Consider the following 14,630-nt stretch of genomic DNA (forward strand, 5'->3'; position numbering starts at 1 on the left):
TCATCCCGAGCGGTGTTGGATGGCAGCGGTTTCGTGCCACTCTGTTAGCCAGGTGAGCATTTGCTCAAACGGGAGCGGTCGGCTCAGCAGGTAGCCCTGAATCATATCGCACCCCATTCCTTTTAGTAGGCTGGCAGTTGCCTCATCTTCCACACCTTCGGCTACAACACGGTAGCCAAGGCTGTGGCACATGTCGATGGTGGTTTGAACGATCACCCGGTCCGCCTCTCCGGTGGCCAAGTCTGTGATAAGCGATCGGTCGATTTTAATCTCGCTGGCGGGTAACTGTTTGATATAGGAAAGCGACGAGTAGCCCGAGCCAAAATCGTCAATAGAGATGGGAATGCCAGCGCTCGCCAATGAGTTAAGAGCCTTCAGCGCGTTAACCGGATCCTGCATCATGGATGTTTCTGTCACTTCAAAGGTGATGGCACCTTGATGCTGGGTGTTGGCACTTGTCAGCCGTTTTACGAACAGCGGGAAATCTTGCTCCCTCAGATTGTTCGGCGAGATGTTCACCGAAATGTCCAGTTGATAACCGTGCTCAAGAAAGCGGCTGCGAAGTTGTAGCGACTCCTCCAGTACCCATCGGGTCAACGGCTTAATAAGCCCGGTTTGCTCGGCAAGAAGGATGATCTCATCCGCAGGTACAGGGTGCTCCCTCCCGGGCCAACGAATGAGTGCCTCCATGCTAGAAATTCTTCCGGTTTTGCAATCCAGCTTTGGCTGCAGATGAAGAGCAAGGCCTTCACTCGCCAGTGCTTGCTGTAACTCGGACACCATCGTAAGTCGGCTAGCGCTGTAGGAGTCTATGGAAGGGTCGTAATAGGCTATGCCCCGTTCATGGGCACGCTCGGAACTCTCCGCGATGGCAGCCTTGCGAATCAAGGATGTGGCATCTGCGCCATGGGCTGGTGAAACGGCAACGCCCAGCTGGGCATTAAGCGGGATTTGCATACCCAGATAATCAACTGGGCTGCGGATAGCGTCCAATTTACGCAGTATTTCTTTGGGGACCTGCTCTGCTACGTTGACATCCACCACGCAGGCAAAGGTCTCCGGATCCAGCGAGGCTAGAAAAAAGTTGCGACCGTTGTGCTGGCCTAAAGAAATAATACCCGGCATCTCGCGAACCGTTGCATTCAGGCTTTTCGAGGCCAACTCCAGAATGCGGTCACTGTTCTGGTGTCCCAGAGTTTTTGTAACAGACTGTAGGTTGTTCAGGTGAATGACAACGATGCCATGGCGCCTATGCGGCGATTGGAGAATCAGGTCGTTTACCTGCATTTCAAAATTGGTGCGATTCGGCAGGCCGGTAAGCGAGTTGTGCAGGGCGTTCTCAATTAACTTGAGTTCGGCTGAGCGCCGGGCAGTCATGGCTTTCAGCTCTGCTTCCCGGGCTTCCACCTTTTCATGCCGTTCTTGGTAAAGGCGGGTAGCTAAGGCCAAAGTAAGCAGCATTGCTTCAAGTGCTGAGCCAATCTCCATGCCGTAGAAGGTAATGAAATTGTTGGGCAGCAGGCCGTACTTGTTGGCTGCCGTAATAGCGCTGCCAAGAGATAGCGCGCTCCAAGCCAGAGTGTAATAGACGGCTTGGGGTTTCCCCCGTATCCATTGCAGCGGGCCAATCACGGTGAGTAGTAGTGTGCTTGGGATGGCCATAGCGACGGTGATGCGGACGGCGCTGCTGTAATCCAGAACACCCGTCACCAGAGTCATGATGACGTTTACCGTAATAAAGCCAAGCACAATGCTGTTGAGGATGGGGGCTGTTTGTTTCAGCCTCAGAAAAGAGCGAGAGAATAATAGAGTGAATATAACAGCCAACGGAATCGTGAGCAGCATGGAGCGATTTTGAATTTCGGGGCTTTCTGGCCAAAGCAGTTGAAAAGCTGTGCCATTGAGATTGCCTATCAGAAGGAGATAGCCCGCTGTCGACAGCACGTAAAGTAGATAAACGGGCTCTCTCAGGGCAAGAAAGACCAGCAAGTTGAAGAATATAACGCTAATGAGTATGCCGTAGTAAACCGCATGCAGCTGCTCTTCAACCGACGCATGCTCAAAAAACTCCTGAGTGCTCCATAGCGCCATGGGTACCTGAAGTGTACCTCCGGTGCTGATTTCCAGAAGAATTTGCCGGTTTTCGCTAGTGTCCGGGCTGAACGGAAACAAGAAATGACGGTTGAGAATAGGGCGCTTTGAAAAGGGATGGCGATCCCCAGAAACGACGGTGTCTACAAGCTTTCCGTTATCAATGAGATAGAAGGTGACATGGTCAAGCTGGGAGTAGGCTACCTCTAATAAATCGATCCGAGGGTTGGCAGGAACCTTAAAGCGAAACCACGCCGTATCTTGTGTATAACCAAAATTCGGGCTGCTTTTGTTAAGTGGTTGCCAGTCATCAGAGGCGGAAGCTTCGATGGGCGACAATTGTACGCCGGGCGGAATACGCAAAAACTCTACACTGGGAAAACGAAATGCCTCCGCTCCCTGACAGCTAAACGCCAGAGGCAGGAGTAACATCAGTGCTGCCAGAATGCGAGACCATTGGTACCTTGTCACGATTCACCGCTTATTGTAGTTATCGTCTGAATCAGTATGAGCTGTAGCCTATAGCGACTCAAGTCGCTCTTATACGAATACAGCAGCTACCCATTCACGCACCCAGGGTAAAGCCTCGCTTTCCGGCTCTTGGGTTTCTAGCGCATCAATGCACAGGGTTTCGCCAACCTTGCGGGCGGCGGTTTCATACAGTGCTTCTTCCATCAGTTCGCCCGCGCCACAAAAAGTATCGCCATAGGAGCTGTCACCCAAAACGATAATACCAAAAGGGCGGCCTGGCTGTTGTGGCAGCTGTTCACGTAAAGCTACATAAAAAGGCAGCAGGTTGCCTGGAACCTCTCCCTGCCCCGTGGTGGATGTGCAGACCAGCAAAGGCGATGTGTCAGACGTTATATCGCTGAGCACCGGGTTCTCCAAAACCTGTACCGAGTAACCTTCTGTATCTAATGTTTGTTTGATGGCTCTAGCGGTCATCAGAGCGCCGCCGTAGACGCTGCCCACGAGAATACGTATGTCTTTCATATCAATCCTTGTTTAATACCAAGCACAGTGCAGGGCTTTCGAGGCGCTAAATAATAACGGCAGGGTCAGCTGGCCTCAAACGCTAGGTTCGCTTTGGGTATCTGCCGTGTGGCTGCGCACTCTAGGTATAACCCTGTTTCGTCCTGCTTCTTTTGCACTGTATAAATGCGCATCTGCTTGCTTAAGCATAGTTTCAATTGAGTCCACCTGAGCGACGGAGCAAACGCCCGCGCTCATAGTGATCGGTAGCTCCTGACCGTGATAGCTAAAGCGATCTTGCTCCACTTTGCTACGCAAGCGCTCAGCCAAAGTGAGGGCGGGAATCAACGAGGTGTCAGGTAGTAGCAGAAGGAATTCCTCGCCACCCCAGCGAGCCGCTACATCTGTTTGGCGGATCACGGATTGCACCAGTTTGGCAAATTGCTTTAGAGCCGCATCGCCCGCGTTGTGGCCGTATTGGTCATTGATGTTCTTAAACAGGTCCAGATCAATCAGGACGATTGAAAAGTGATGTCCTGCGCGCTTATGCCTAGAAAATTCCTCCGATAAACGATTCAGGATGTCGCGTCGGTTGGAGAGCCCGGTGAGTTCATCGGTTTTGGCGGCATGCTCGTGGGTCAGGGCTAAATCCAGAAGTTCGTTGCGGGCTTTCAGCCTGCTTGCTTCCAGTACAAAACAGAAAATTGACTCAAACGCCAGAGTAACGAAAAAACGGATTATGAAGTCGTTTTCGTACTCCGCAAACACAAATGGCAGATTAGGGAACTGGAATACAATAACGGCTACCAGATAAACCAGCAGAAGAATCATGGTGCCGGTTTTTAGGTTGGTTAGAAAAAACAGTAAAGGAGGGAAGACATAGAACCAGAGAGGGCCGGTGTTTCCCTCGCCGCCCGAGGCGATTAGATAAGTGAAAAGCACACTGACAACAACCAGAAGGCCGGTTTTTTGCACGTCACGATTGCCCGTGCGGGCATACCAGACCATGTTGGCCAGCACGGGCAGTATAAAGCCCCATAGGGTCAGGGCGTGGGTGATATGGTCTGAATGCCAAGCTTTGGCGCCAATACTTGCAAGGCACAGCGCCGCTGCTAGGGATAGCCACGTCAACACCCGTGAAACCTGAGCCTCTTCACGTTCACGCGCAGCCTCGTAACCCAAGGAAGAATCTTTGATCATAACGGCCCTATTCCGTGGCTCACTGGTTTTCGCCCATTATGAATCAGACAATGGTAGGTGTGCATCTATTGTGAGTGTATTGTGTGACCAAGTTGTACAGATGCACATTTGTTTCAATTTAAAGGCAAAAAATTTATAGTTGCGCGCAGCACAGCGGTTCGTTCTCCATTTCGACCAAATGAGACCTTTTCTGTTATGGCCCGTTCAAGCGGATTTCTGGATACCCTTCTCACCAGCGACTCTACCGAGCGATACCGGATTGGCTTCAGCCTGCTATTCCTGTTGGGCGTTTGGCTCGTTGTTGGCGCCTTCAGCGAAGGTATGCCCAACAGCACGCTGCTAATGGCTGCAGCGGTTATTGGCGGCTATATGGCTATTAATATAGGTGCTAATGATGTTGCTAACAATGTTGGCCCCGCCGTTGGTTCTGGAGCCCTGTCTTTGGGTGCTGCGGTTATTCTCGCAGGCATATTTGAGTCGGCGGGAGCGCTGATTGCTGGAGGCGATGTTGTCTCCACCATCAAAGGGGGAATCATCGACCCCACAAGCTTGGAAGATGGCCGAGCCTTCGTTTGGCTGATGACTGCAGCACTGCTGGCTGGTGCGCTTTGGTTAAATCTTGCTACTTGGATGGGCGCGCCGGTATCCACTACCCACTCAATTGTGGGCGGTGTGCTCGGGGCGGGTATTGCTGCGGGGGGCTGGGGCATTGCTGACTGGGGTGTCATGGCCAAGATTGCTGGCAGTTGGGTTATTTCGCCGGTTCTAGGCGGCGCTTTGGCCGCCCTACTGCTGTACATAATCAACAAAACGGTTTTGTATCGTAAAAACGTGATACCCGCAGCTCGCACGTTTGTGCCCTGGCTTGTAGCGATCATGGCCTGGGCCTTCGGTACCTACCTGATGATCAAGGGTGTAAAGAAGATCATCAAGGTGGACTTTCTTGAAGCCTCACTCGTTGGTCTTGCCGCCGCTGTTATAGCTTTTTTCGTTGTTCGCACTTTGGTGTCCCGTCGAGCGGCCACTATGGAAAACAGTGCGGGTGGTGTGAACACACTGTTTACTTGGCCGCTGATATTCGCAGCTGCTCTGTTGAGCTTTGCCCATGGCGCAAACGATGTAGCCAACGCCATTGGTCCGCTGGCGGCAATTAACGATGCGCTATCCAACGGAGCGATCGTGACTGCATCTAGTATCCCCGTGTGGGTGATGATGATTGGCGCTCTGGGCTTGACCGTTGGCCTTATGTTGTTTGGGCCTCGCTTAATCAAAACCGTCGGTAGTGAAATTACCGAACTGGATAAAACCCGCGCGTTTTGTATTGCTCTGTCGGCAGCATTGACTGTGATTCTTGCGTCGCAACTAGGCTTGCCTGTTAGCTCTACTCACATCGCTATTGGTGGCGTGTTCGGAGTTGGCTTTCTGCGCGAATACCTGAAATCCAACTATGCGACCCAGCTGCATAAGATCATGGAAGAGCGTGATGAAGATGATCGAGAATTACTCAAACCTTTCTTAGATGATTTCCGCAACGCCTCCGTTGAGGAAATGGAAAAGCTATTGAAGCGCGCCAAGAAAAAGAAACACGTGCCTCTGACCAAGTCGGATCGCAAGCGCCTCAAAAAAATCTATAAAGAAGAAATGGTCAAACGATCGCACCTCGTGCGCATCGCGGCAGCCTGGATTATCACGGTGCCCGCCTCGGCAATTATGGCGGCTCTATTGTTTTTCACCTTGCGCGGACTTTTTGTATAAGGTGCTGGCTGGTTGTAACGCGCGGGTTTGGTCATACTGTACGTCTACCGAAGGAGCTGCATGCTCCCTAAGAACTTATTTGCCCGGAGGGTGAGTTATGAGTACGCCAATTGAAAGCCGTCAGGCTAGGGTGATTGATGAGCTGCGCGTTTTCATCAAGAAGGTACTGAGCGATCCGACCATTGCGGTTAAATCCATCGACATTGCCCGAAAGTATCGATCTGAGCCAGATTCCGACGAGCTGATTGCGCGGGAAATCAGCGCTAACACCACCATCCGTATTCCGGAGAAGTGGAGTGAGGCGGATCGGATGTTTTTGGACATTATTGACGAAGTGCTGGATGACGAAGAGGCTTTGTACTGAGTCAGGCCTCGGTGGAGCGAGCGGGACGGCGCGGTTTCTGAAACCGCGCCGTCCCGCGCACCGAATCTTTTGAGTTTGTCTTCTTCAGGCGTGATTTAGGCCCTGCCCGTGCTGATTAAGCACCGCATCCGCCATCTGGTGCAGTATTCCGATTTCGTCCTGAATGCCTTCCTCCCCTGAAAGCTCTCTTTGCTCTTCCAGAATGTCCGCCAATATTTTTGGCGTGGTCAGGGGATTTGCAAGAACCACCCGGAAAACAATGCACGGGAAGTTGTAGTAACGGGCAGGCTCCAAACGGGTTCTTGAAACAAAAGCCTTGCCGCGCTCCCGTTGGGTTTTCTGGATAAATTTAGTGATTCTGTTCAGGCAGGCGTTAAGTTTTTCCGCCTGCAGGGGGTCTGCCAGAGCCAAGGCTTGCTGCACGTTTTCCGGGCAATAGCGGTAAGTAAGAATGTTAAGTTCCGGCCGGGTGACCAGTTCAAAATCCGGCTGGGCTGAAATCATATCAGCGAATGTCGCTGCCTTTTCGATACCCTGATCAATCAGTATCTCGTAACCTTCTCTGGCCAGAATTTTCAGGCCGGAATGAATCAGCATAGACATACCGGGGCGTGAGCCTTCCAAGGTAGTGGTACCGAGATCCCGTGAGCCTTTGCGGATGATGTATTGGGCGTGATGCTCAACGGCATTGGCCAAGCTAGGGTCTTTGAACACGACCAGCCCAGCGCCCATGGGCACATATAACTGTTTATGGGCATCGAAGGTAACGGAGTCTGCCTTCTCTATACCACGCAACAAGTGCCGGTAGGTTCTGGAGAACAGTGTAGGCCCGCCCCAGGCTGCATCCACGTGGAAGTGGGCGCCGAATTCCCGAGCGGTATCTGCCATGGCGTCCAGCGGGTCAACGTTACCGGTTTCGGTAGTACCTGCAACCCCGCAGATCGCCAGTATCTTGATTTTTTGTTTCTGCAACTCCAGACACTTGTCGCGCAACGCATCGGTTTGAATCCGGTTGGTGTCGTCGGTGTCCACCGCAACCAAAGATTCGCGGCCCAGGCCTAGTACATCCGCCGCCTTACCTAGAGAGTAGTGGCCGCGGCGCGATACGACGATGGCAGCGCCTTCGTAGCCGTAATACTTGAGCGCGCGAAACAAGCCTTCCTGATGCAACCCCCGGAAACTGCCTTCAGCCGGAAATGCCCGATTGCGAGCTACCCAGAGTGCGGTCAAATTTGCAACGGTTCCGCCAGAACACATGGCGCCAAGAGCGTAGCGAGCGTCGTGCATCCATTTCCGGTAAAAGGCGCCATCCTCTTCGTACACCAGCCGATGAATCATGCCAAGAACCTGACGCTCCATGGGGGTAAACGCTTTGGAGGTTTCGGTTTTTACCAGATTCTGGTTGAGGGCAATCATGATCTTCGACAGCGGCAACATAAAGTAAGGCAGCGCTGAGGTCATGTGGCCTATAAAGGCTGGAGATGCTGTGTGAACGGAGTTGGCAACCAGCTTGTCGAGCAGGAACTGGGCTTGTTCCGAAACGAACACGGGTTTTTCAGGGATAGCGTAGTCCGAGAAGTTTTTCTCGACATCTGCGAGATCCCGTTCGACGGCAACGATGTGCTCCTGCAGAAAGCCTGCAAGGTTGCTGGAAATATTCTGGTCAATACGGCTAAGCGTAGATTCCGGTGCTTCTGGCACAGTGAACACGCGATACATGGCCTCGATGGAAGCCTGAGCCGTTTTTTTCTTACCGGTCATAGATACCACACACAATCAGTGGTCATCCGCAGGGTCGGTTCCGGATACCCGACGGATACAGCCGGGATTTGTTCCGGCATTGGTTACTTGTCGCCTGTTGGTTACAGGCACGCTGGCATCCCTGAGGTGGCGTAGTATACGGGCTGCTTTGATGTTGTGCCATAGAGCTTTTTTAGAGGACTTCGCGGTGAATGTCGAGTATTGCAGCGTCGATTTCTCGCGAGTGGGACATAGATAGCTGTCAGCCCGTTGGCATTTCCAAAAAAGTTGGTTTAAAGTTTGCGCGCTAGAGTTCTAGGATGAACGCGGAGTTATCAATACAAGGAGTGTATATGTGTCCAAATCCAACTAATCATATAAATCGTGCCCGTGAATTGGCGGAAGAACGCCACTTGCGCGCAAGCCTGAATGAGCAACTTGCAGCTAATCGAATCGATGTTTACGTATTGAGTGCGAGTGAGCTTACAGATGTCTGGGTTAATGCCCAGAAAGCAGGTGGTCGATCAGATTCTGAAGTAGAGTCTCTCTACGAGCAGATTACGGGTTTTGCCTTGGGCACCATTCGTGACCACACAGGTACTGTTTCTTCTTCTATTGTATTAGCTAAACTTGGCGCCGACATGCATCGCTCGGGGACTTTGTTTGCGACTTATCGTGTTATTTTACGTGAGGGTAAAAGCTTCATTGTGCTTTCTGGATATGCTGGCTTACGAAGGTATCTAACTGCACCAGTTTATGGTGTGAGAAATCCGAAAGTTATCAAAATGGGGATAGGGCAGGTAGCAGCGAAGGCGGCGTTAAAATCTGGTGCAGTACTAACATTGATCCTCAGTCCGGCCGTGCGAACTCTAGAGTGGCTTTTTACCGATGAGCTGAAAACGATGGAGGCAATGCTGGCCCACATAGCGACAGACATTGCGAAAGGCTTTATTGCTGCAGGCGCTGCTTATTTTGCTTCAGGGGTCCTGCCTGCTATCGCTGTCTCTATGGGGGCATCGGTGGTAGCGGTTATTCCGGTTGTGGCAGGGATAGCTGTAGCCATTGCTGCAGGCATGCTCCTTAACTTGGTGGATGACAAGTCGGTGTTAACAGAGAAACTTGTCGATGCGCTGGTTCAACATAAAGAGTCATGGGCTACGGCTATGAAAGAAAATAAAAGAAGTGTTGAGCTGGTCAGGAGAGAAGCCAATTATTATTTCGGTAGTACGCGAGGTAACCTCGATTTTATTCGTCGTTTTGGTGGTTTTTGATGGGTGCGACTATTGATTCATTGCCACCCATCAATCGCCCCATTGCATTTTGGGGCGGGGTGCTTGTACTAGGTATGGGTGTTGGCCTGACAGCTTTGTCTGTCTGGGCTCTTTTGGTCAATCATAGAGACTATGATGAGGCTGTTCAGGCGGGAGTACCTATCCTTCTGGAAAATACAGGGATTACAGTTATGTATCTTGCCCCGATCGCTTATTTGGGGCTTGCTATGTTTGGTACGTTTGGAATCGTTGTTGCGATTCGAGGTAAAGCTTTCGCAATAGCAGTGTCTGACAAACTGAACAAAATAGTGGCGGTGGTGCTTATTGTCGGCGTTTTGGGGATGTTTTTTGGCTCTTATGTCGCGAATAAACTGTGGGCTGAGCACTTCGAGAGTCAGGGATACTTGGAGTGTTCGCAACCATTCAGAATGACCAGCAAATGGTTCACAGCGGTGTGGGTTGATTCGATATCGTTGTGTGACGATAGAAGAGTTCTGAAGATGTTTGGTTCCGGCAAGCGCGTTTCGTATATCAATAGCGTTATTGAGGAAAGCCGACACTAAGAGCCAGCAGCCGCGAGGGTTTTGGCTAGGTTTGGGTGCGGTTAAATTATTTCCCGGTGGACATCGAGTATCGCCGCATCGATTTTTTCCTGAATGGCTTTCTCTATTTGGTCTAGACGTTGGGTGATCAGTTGCGAGGATGTGCCAAGTGCCGCAATGCTCCAAGTTGCACAATCTAGGGCTTCTAGGTCGGCGGTTTCTGCTATGGCTAAGTCGGGTTCTTTGCCCCATACGGCGCGCAGTGGGGTGAAGACTTTGCGCTTGGCTTTGAGGTCTTCGCAACCGTAGAGTTGGAAGTGTAGGGTGAGCACGCCTACGTGGGGTGTTATCGCGGCATGTTGTTGAGGTGCATTGCCTTCTTTGAGTAGTTTTCTGAGTGCTTCAGACATGGCTCTTCCGGTTTGGGTGCAGGAACCGGCGAGGGCAGACTGCCCAAAACACGCTCCTTGCGGCACATCCCTGTTGACGCTTGGGCTCCGCCATCCTTGGCTCCGCACAGTTTTGGGCAGTCCACCCTCGCCGGTTCTCGGACAATTCAAGGGGAGTCCACATAGTTTCAGAAGCTGCTCCCCTAAGCTGCTAGTAGGTTTTGTTCAGCCTACTACAGGCGTAGCCCTCTTGATAATAGCCGCGGCATCGGTGCCGGAAGGTAGGTTGCCGTAGTTCATACCGCCGTTGGACTCCAGTCGGGAGGCGCAGAAGGCGTCTGCTACGGCTTTGTCGCCGTTGCGAAGCAGCAAGGATGCCTGCATGGCTAAGGCCATTCTGTCTACCAAATTGCGAGCGCGGTATTGGAAGTCGCTGATGTCGGCGAAGTCGTTTTGCAACTGCGCTAGGAACTGGTCAAAGCGGCGATCCGCGCCTTTGGCTTCGGCGGTTTCGTGGAAGAAGGCGTCGAGGGTTTCCGGTTCTTTTTGGATGGCGCGTAGGGTATCCAGGCACTGGACGTTGCCGCTGCCTTCCCAGATGGCGTTTACCGGGGATTCGCGGAACAGGCGGGGCATGATGCAGTCTTCCATTACGCCGCTGCCACCGATGCACTCCATGGATTCGTAGGCATGGTTCGGTGTGCGCTTGCAAATCCAGTATTTGCCGACGGGGGTGGCCAAGCGGGCCAACAAGCGTTCGTGTTCCTGATCTTGGTTGTCCAGAGCGCGGGCGATTCGCAGGGTGTAGGTGAGGGCGGCTTCGTTTTCCAGAGCCAAGTCTGCAAGCACATTTTGCATTAGCGGTTGGTCGCTTAAACGGTTGCCGAAGGCGCTCCGGTGGCGGCAGTGATGCGTTGCCTGAGCGACGGCTTGACGCATACCAGCAGAGCTGCCGATCATACAGTCGAAGCGGGTCATGGCGACCATTTCTATAATGGTGGGTACGCCTCGGCCTTCTTCACCAATCATCCAAGCCAGCGCGCCGCGCAGCTCTACTTCGCTGGAAGCGTTGGCAACGTTGCCCATTTTGTTTTTCAGGCGCTGTATCTGCCATGGGTTTTTGGTGCCGTCCGGGCGCCAGCGCGGCATCAGGAAGCAGGACAAACCGCCGGGCGCCTGAGCCAGTACCAGAAAGGCATCGCACATGGGGGCGGAAACAAACCACTTGTGACCGACTAATTCATAGGCCTGACCCGGTCCTTTGCTTCCTATTGGGTAAGCCAGAGTGCTGTTGGCGCGTACGTCGCTGCCGCCTTGCTTTTCTGTCATCGCCATACCGATGGTTACAGAGCTCTTTTCTGTGTCTGGAACGTTGCGGGCGTCATAGCTGTTAGCGAGTACACGGGATTCCCATAGGGCCGCCAGCTCTGGTTGCTTACGGATAGAAGGAATTGCAGCAAACGTCATGGTAACCGGGCAGCAGTGCGCGGCTTCCACTTGCGAGTGCATGTAATACTTTGCAGCGCGAGTTACATGCGCGCCTTTGCCCGGGTTTGTCCACGGGCTACTGTGCAGGCCGTTTTCAAAGGCGATGCTCATCAGTTCGTGGTACGAAGGGTGAAAGTCTACTTCGTCGATACGGTGGCCAAACCGGTCGTGGGTGTTGAACACCGGTTTGTTACTATTGGCTCGAAAGCCTAGGTCGATAGTTTCCGCATTGCCGGCAAGTGCGCCATAAGTCTTTAGATCGCTTTGAGCATCCCCGGCACCCTCTCGTTTTACCGCTTCTTGAAGAGCCATATCTTCGTCGTACAGGTTGTAGTTTTCCAGCGCTGGCGGCTGATTGACTACTTCGTGGGTGACCGCCAAGTAACGGTCGCCATGACCTCCTGAAGCTATTTGGTGTTTGGGTTGCGGGGTGTTCATAGCTATCTCCTAGTGCCGGTCAACCCCTGTATGCAAAAGCGGATGATAGTGTTGGCCAGCGGGTCGTTGTTGTCAGTTGCTGTTGTAGTTGCCTGTTCGTTCTGGGTTGGCGACAAGGGGCCCACCAAACTCTCTGCAATAGCACCAACCAGACATGTACTGCTCTGGCGGGCGTTTTGATCCGGAATGCACCCTTCTTTGATGCCTTCTCGAATCGCTTGTTCAAATAAGTCGGCATAGGCCTTTCGATACGCTAGCCGCTCTTCTTCAACTTTCGGGTCTACAGGTTCGGCAATAAGCGACCAGGCCATAACAGGGCCTTTCAATGCGCGCTCGGCAAATTGTTGCAAGGCTTTTTCCAGTCGCTCTATTGCGCTACCCGGTGTTGCCAGCGATTCCACAACTTTGTCTATTTCGCGCTGCGTGGCGATGCGGAATATTTCGGCAAACAAGTCTTCCTTTGACTCGAAATGGCGATAAATCGACCCTGTAGCGACACCTGCAAGCTGAGCAATGCGCGTAATCTTTGCATTGCGAAAACCTCCCTCCGCAACGCATTGATAGGTGCATTCAGCGATACGCTGACGCGCGGCGGCTTTGCGCAGTCGCATCTTTTCAGTTTCACGATAAGCCATTTCGGGCCTCTGCAATTAGTGAATATTGATTCATTCTTTACCTTGATGCAAATGCTTATTCTCGGATTTTATTTAATCTTTTAAATTCATGGAGTTAGTCAGCGTTACAAATATTCACGAAAAAGTTATTGTCAGATAATAGCGCTGTCACGAAAAGCAGATTATAAAGACGCCAAGACGTTGCCGCAGTAGCGGCTGGTCGAGACGGAGCTTGGTATCTCTTATGGGTATACCTCGCTTGTAACACTGTTTTCGTTGATGGAGAGAGCCATGAGTGAGTTCGACGAAAGCAATTTTGAACAATCCGGGAACTGGGCGAATGCGAGTAGTGACGTCGACGACACCCATTCGATCGCAGGCAGGGCACGGGTGCGCGAGCAACTGCAGCAAGATATTGACGCTTTCCTGAGCCAAGGCGGTACCATTCAGGAAGTTGAGACATCTTTTCGCGTTAGCTCTCCTCGTAAGGTGGATACCGGCTTTAACAACCGCGCTCTTTGAGCATCGCCTTTGCAGGCCGGGGTATTCACCTTGGCCTGTTTTTGCGGTCTGTCTCGGTCAAAAGCCTTATTTCCCTTTAACATTGCTCGTGCAAAGTGTCTAAATCCCTCGCTATGGGGTTTTAGTCAAGCCACCCACGGCCGGACCCATCCATTATCATGAAACCTGCTTCCAGACACTCCTTTATCGTTCCTGTGATCATAGCAGTTGTGATTGCACTCTGGTTGCTTGCTGATGGTGCTCAAAACCGGCCTGCATCTGCTCACCACGACGACAAGTCAGCCGATGTAAAAGCCAAGGACGCCGACTTTTCCGAAGCCCGCCAGCTACCCCCTTCTAAACTGGTCTCCGAGGTCTCCGAGGTAGACGTTTCGGGTTTGCCAGCGTCTCTGGCAGGCACCTCGGAACCGGGTGGCTGGGCCATAACGGATCGTTTTGGCAACCTTATCCCTACAAGCGAGTTGCGACAGCTGTTCGAATATTACCTGTCGGCTTTGGGCGAGGAGTCCCTGTCGCAGCTCGTGGCGAGAATCCGGCTTGTTCTTTCGGCATTGGATGAGCCTGCAAGAGGGCAGGCCCTTGATACCCTTGGCCGTTATCTGGACTACAAGCTAGCGCTATCAGATTTGGAAGCCGCTTACGGAGAAGCCGGGACCTCTGGCCCGGGGGAAATGGAGCGGCGAATGTTGGAAATTCAGGCTTTACGTAGGACGTGGTTGGATGCAGATACAGCAGAGGCATTCTTCGCAGACGAAGAAGCGATAGACCGCTTCCAGCTAAAAAAGCGAAGCCTCAGCAGGGACAGCAGCCTAACCGACGAGCAGCGTGAAGAAGCTCTTGCAGAGGCTGAAATGGCGTTACCTGAGCCTGTGCGGCGGGCCCGGCAGCAGACTCGTAAGTTTGCCCGTTATGAGCAGGTGCGGGAGGCCATGGCCAACGATCCAGAGGCACTGCGCGCCTGGCGGCGCCAAGAATTCGGCGAAGAAGCTGCCCAAAGATTGGAGAATCTGGATGCCGAGCAAAAGGATTGGAACAAACGGTGGCAGTCTTATGCCAAAGAGCGGGATGCCTTGAAGGCCTCGGGTCTGGCGGAGCCAGAGCGCGAAGAGAGTTTGAACCAACTGCGCGAGAAGTATTTCAGCGAGACTGAGCGCATTCGCGCCAAGGCGTTGGATTCTATTCAGTAGCTTTTCAGTAGCCTGCAACCAAAGCCCCTTGAGGTGTATGATGGTGCAAACGGTGCC

13 protein-coding genes are annotated in these 14,630 nt (G+C 52.4%); 6 read left to right on the plus strand and 7 right to left on the minus strand.

Annotated elements, in window-relative coordinates:
* From KO508_RS04450 to KO508_RS04460, 3 genes are all read right to left on the minus strand, one after another.
* Nucleotides 1-2,562: an EAL domain-containing protein gene (locus tag KO508_RS04450; RefSeq protein ID WP_354668003.1), complete on the minus strand. Its 2,562-nt coding sequence runs from the start codon at nucleotides 2,560-2,562 to the stop codon at nucleotides 1-3.
* A gap of 69 nt (nucleotides 2,563-2,631) precedes the next feature.
* A complete protein-coding gene (locus KO508_RS04455; RefSeq protein WP_216007092.1) occupies nucleotides 2,632-3,084 on the minus strand; it encodes a flavodoxin in 453 nt (150 codons plus the stop codon).
* A gap of 75 nt (nucleotides 3,085-3,159) precedes the next feature.
* Nucleotides 3,160-4,263, minus strand: coding sequence for a GGDEF domain-containing protein (locus tag KO508_RS04460; RefSeq protein WP_216007093.1), 1,104 nt, complete (start codon nucleotides 4,261-4,263; stop codon nucleotides 3,160-3,162).
* A 195-nt stretch (nucleotides 4,264-4,458) separates the two neighbouring features.
* On the opposite strand from KO508_RS04460, the gene KO508_RS04465 reads away from it, so the two are divergent.
* Complete coding sequence (locus tag KO508_RS04465) at nucleotides 4,459-6,018, plus strand: inorganic phosphate transporter (protein WP_216007094.1); 1,560 nt, start codon at nucleotides 4,459-4,461, stop codon at nucleotides 6,016-6,018.
* 97 nt (nucleotides 6,019-6,115) lie between these two features.
* A complete protein-coding gene (locus tag KO508_RS04470) occupies nucleotides 6,116-6,382 on the plus strand; it encodes a hypothetical protein (protein WP_216007095.1) in 267 nt (88 codons plus the stop codon).
* Nucleotides 6,383-6,466: 84 nt separating this feature from the next.
* Here KO508_RS04470 and panP read toward each other — a convergent pair whose 3' ends face one another.
* Nucleotides 6,467-8,143: a pyridoxal-dependent aspartate 1-decarboxylase PanP gene (gene panP / locus KO508_RS04475; protein WP_216007096.1), complete on the minus strand. Its 1,677-nt coding sequence runs from the start codon at nucleotides 8,141-8,143 to the stop codon at nucleotides 6,467-6,469.
* Between the two features lie 332 nt (nucleotides 8,144-8,475).
* Here panP and KO508_RS04480 point away from each other — a divergent pair, with 332 nt between their 5' ends.
* Together KO508_RS04480 and KO508_RS04485 are read left to right on the plus strand one after the other, a co-directional pair.
* The gene (locus KO508_RS04480) at nucleotides 8,476-9,393 is read left to right on the plus strand and encodes a hypothetical protein (RefSeq protein WP_216007097.1); all 918 of its coding nucleotides are present in this window, start codon (nucleotides 8,476-8,478) and stop codon (nucleotides 9,391-9,393) included.
* The gene (locus tag KO508_RS04485; protein ID WP_216007098.1) at nucleotides 9,393-9,956 is read left to right on the plus strand and encodes a hypothetical protein; all 564 of its coding nucleotides are present in this window, start codon (nucleotides 9,393-9,395) and stop codon (nucleotides 9,954-9,956) included. The genes KO508_RS04480 and KO508_RS04485 overlap by 1 nt, the downstream gene beginning before the upstream one ends.
* 41 nt (nucleotides 9,957-9,997) lie before the next feature.
* Here the strand turns inward: KO508_RS04485 and KO508_RS04490 are convergent, their stop codons facing one another.
* The 3 genes from KO508_RS04490 to KO508_RS04500 all read right to left on the minus strand — a co-directional run bounded on the left by KO508_RS04490 (nucleotide 9,998) and on the right by KO508_RS04500 (nucleotide 12,885).
* The gene (locus KO508_RS04490; protein WP_216007099.1) at nucleotides 9,998-10,345 is read right to left on the minus strand and encodes a DUF503 domain-containing protein; all 348 of its coding nucleotides are present in this window, start codon (nucleotides 10,343-10,345) and stop codon (nucleotides 9,998-10,000) included.
* Nucleotides 10,346-10,549: 204 nt separating this feature from the next.
* A complete protein-coding gene (locus KO508_RS04495; protein WP_216007100.1) occupies nucleotides 10,550-12,250 on the minus strand; it encodes an acyl-CoA dehydrogenase family protein in 1,701 nt (566 codons plus the stop codon).
* 2 nt (nucleotides 12,251-12,252) lie between these two features.
* Nucleotides 12,253-12,885 carry a TetR/AcrR family transcriptional regulator gene (locus KO508_RS04500; RefSeq protein ID WP_216007101.1) on the minus strand — a complete coding sequence of 211 codons (633 nt, stop codon included), beginning with the start codon at nucleotides 12,883-12,885 and terminating at the stop codon, nucleotides 12,253-12,255.
* A gap of 270 nt (nucleotides 12,886-13,155) precedes the next feature.
* Between KO508_RS04500 and KO508_RS04505 the strand changes: the two genes are divergently transcribed.
* Together KO508_RS04505 and KO508_RS04510 are read left to right on the plus strand one after the other, a co-directional pair.
* Nucleotides 13,156-13,386 carry a hypothetical protein gene (locus KO508_RS04505; protein WP_216007102.1) on the plus strand — a complete coding sequence of 77 codons (231 nt, stop codon included), beginning with the start codon at nucleotides 13,156-13,158 and terminating at the stop codon, nucleotides 13,384-13,386.
* Between the two features lie 158 nt (nucleotides 13,387-13,544).
* Nucleotides 13,545-14,573 (plus strand): lipase secretion chaperone, encoded by a 1,029-nt coding sequence (locus tag KO508_RS04510; RefSeq protein WP_216007103.1) that lies wholly within the window; start codon nucleotides 13,545-13,547, stop codon nucleotides 14,571-14,573.
* The last annotated feature ends 57 nt before the right edge of the window (nucleotides 14,574-14,630 follow it).

It is taken from the genome of Marinobacter salexigens (assembly GCF_018860765.1).
Lineage (GTDB): Bacteria > Pseudomonadota > Gammaproteobacteria > Pseudomonadales > Oleiphilaceae > Marinobacter > Marinobacter salexigens_A.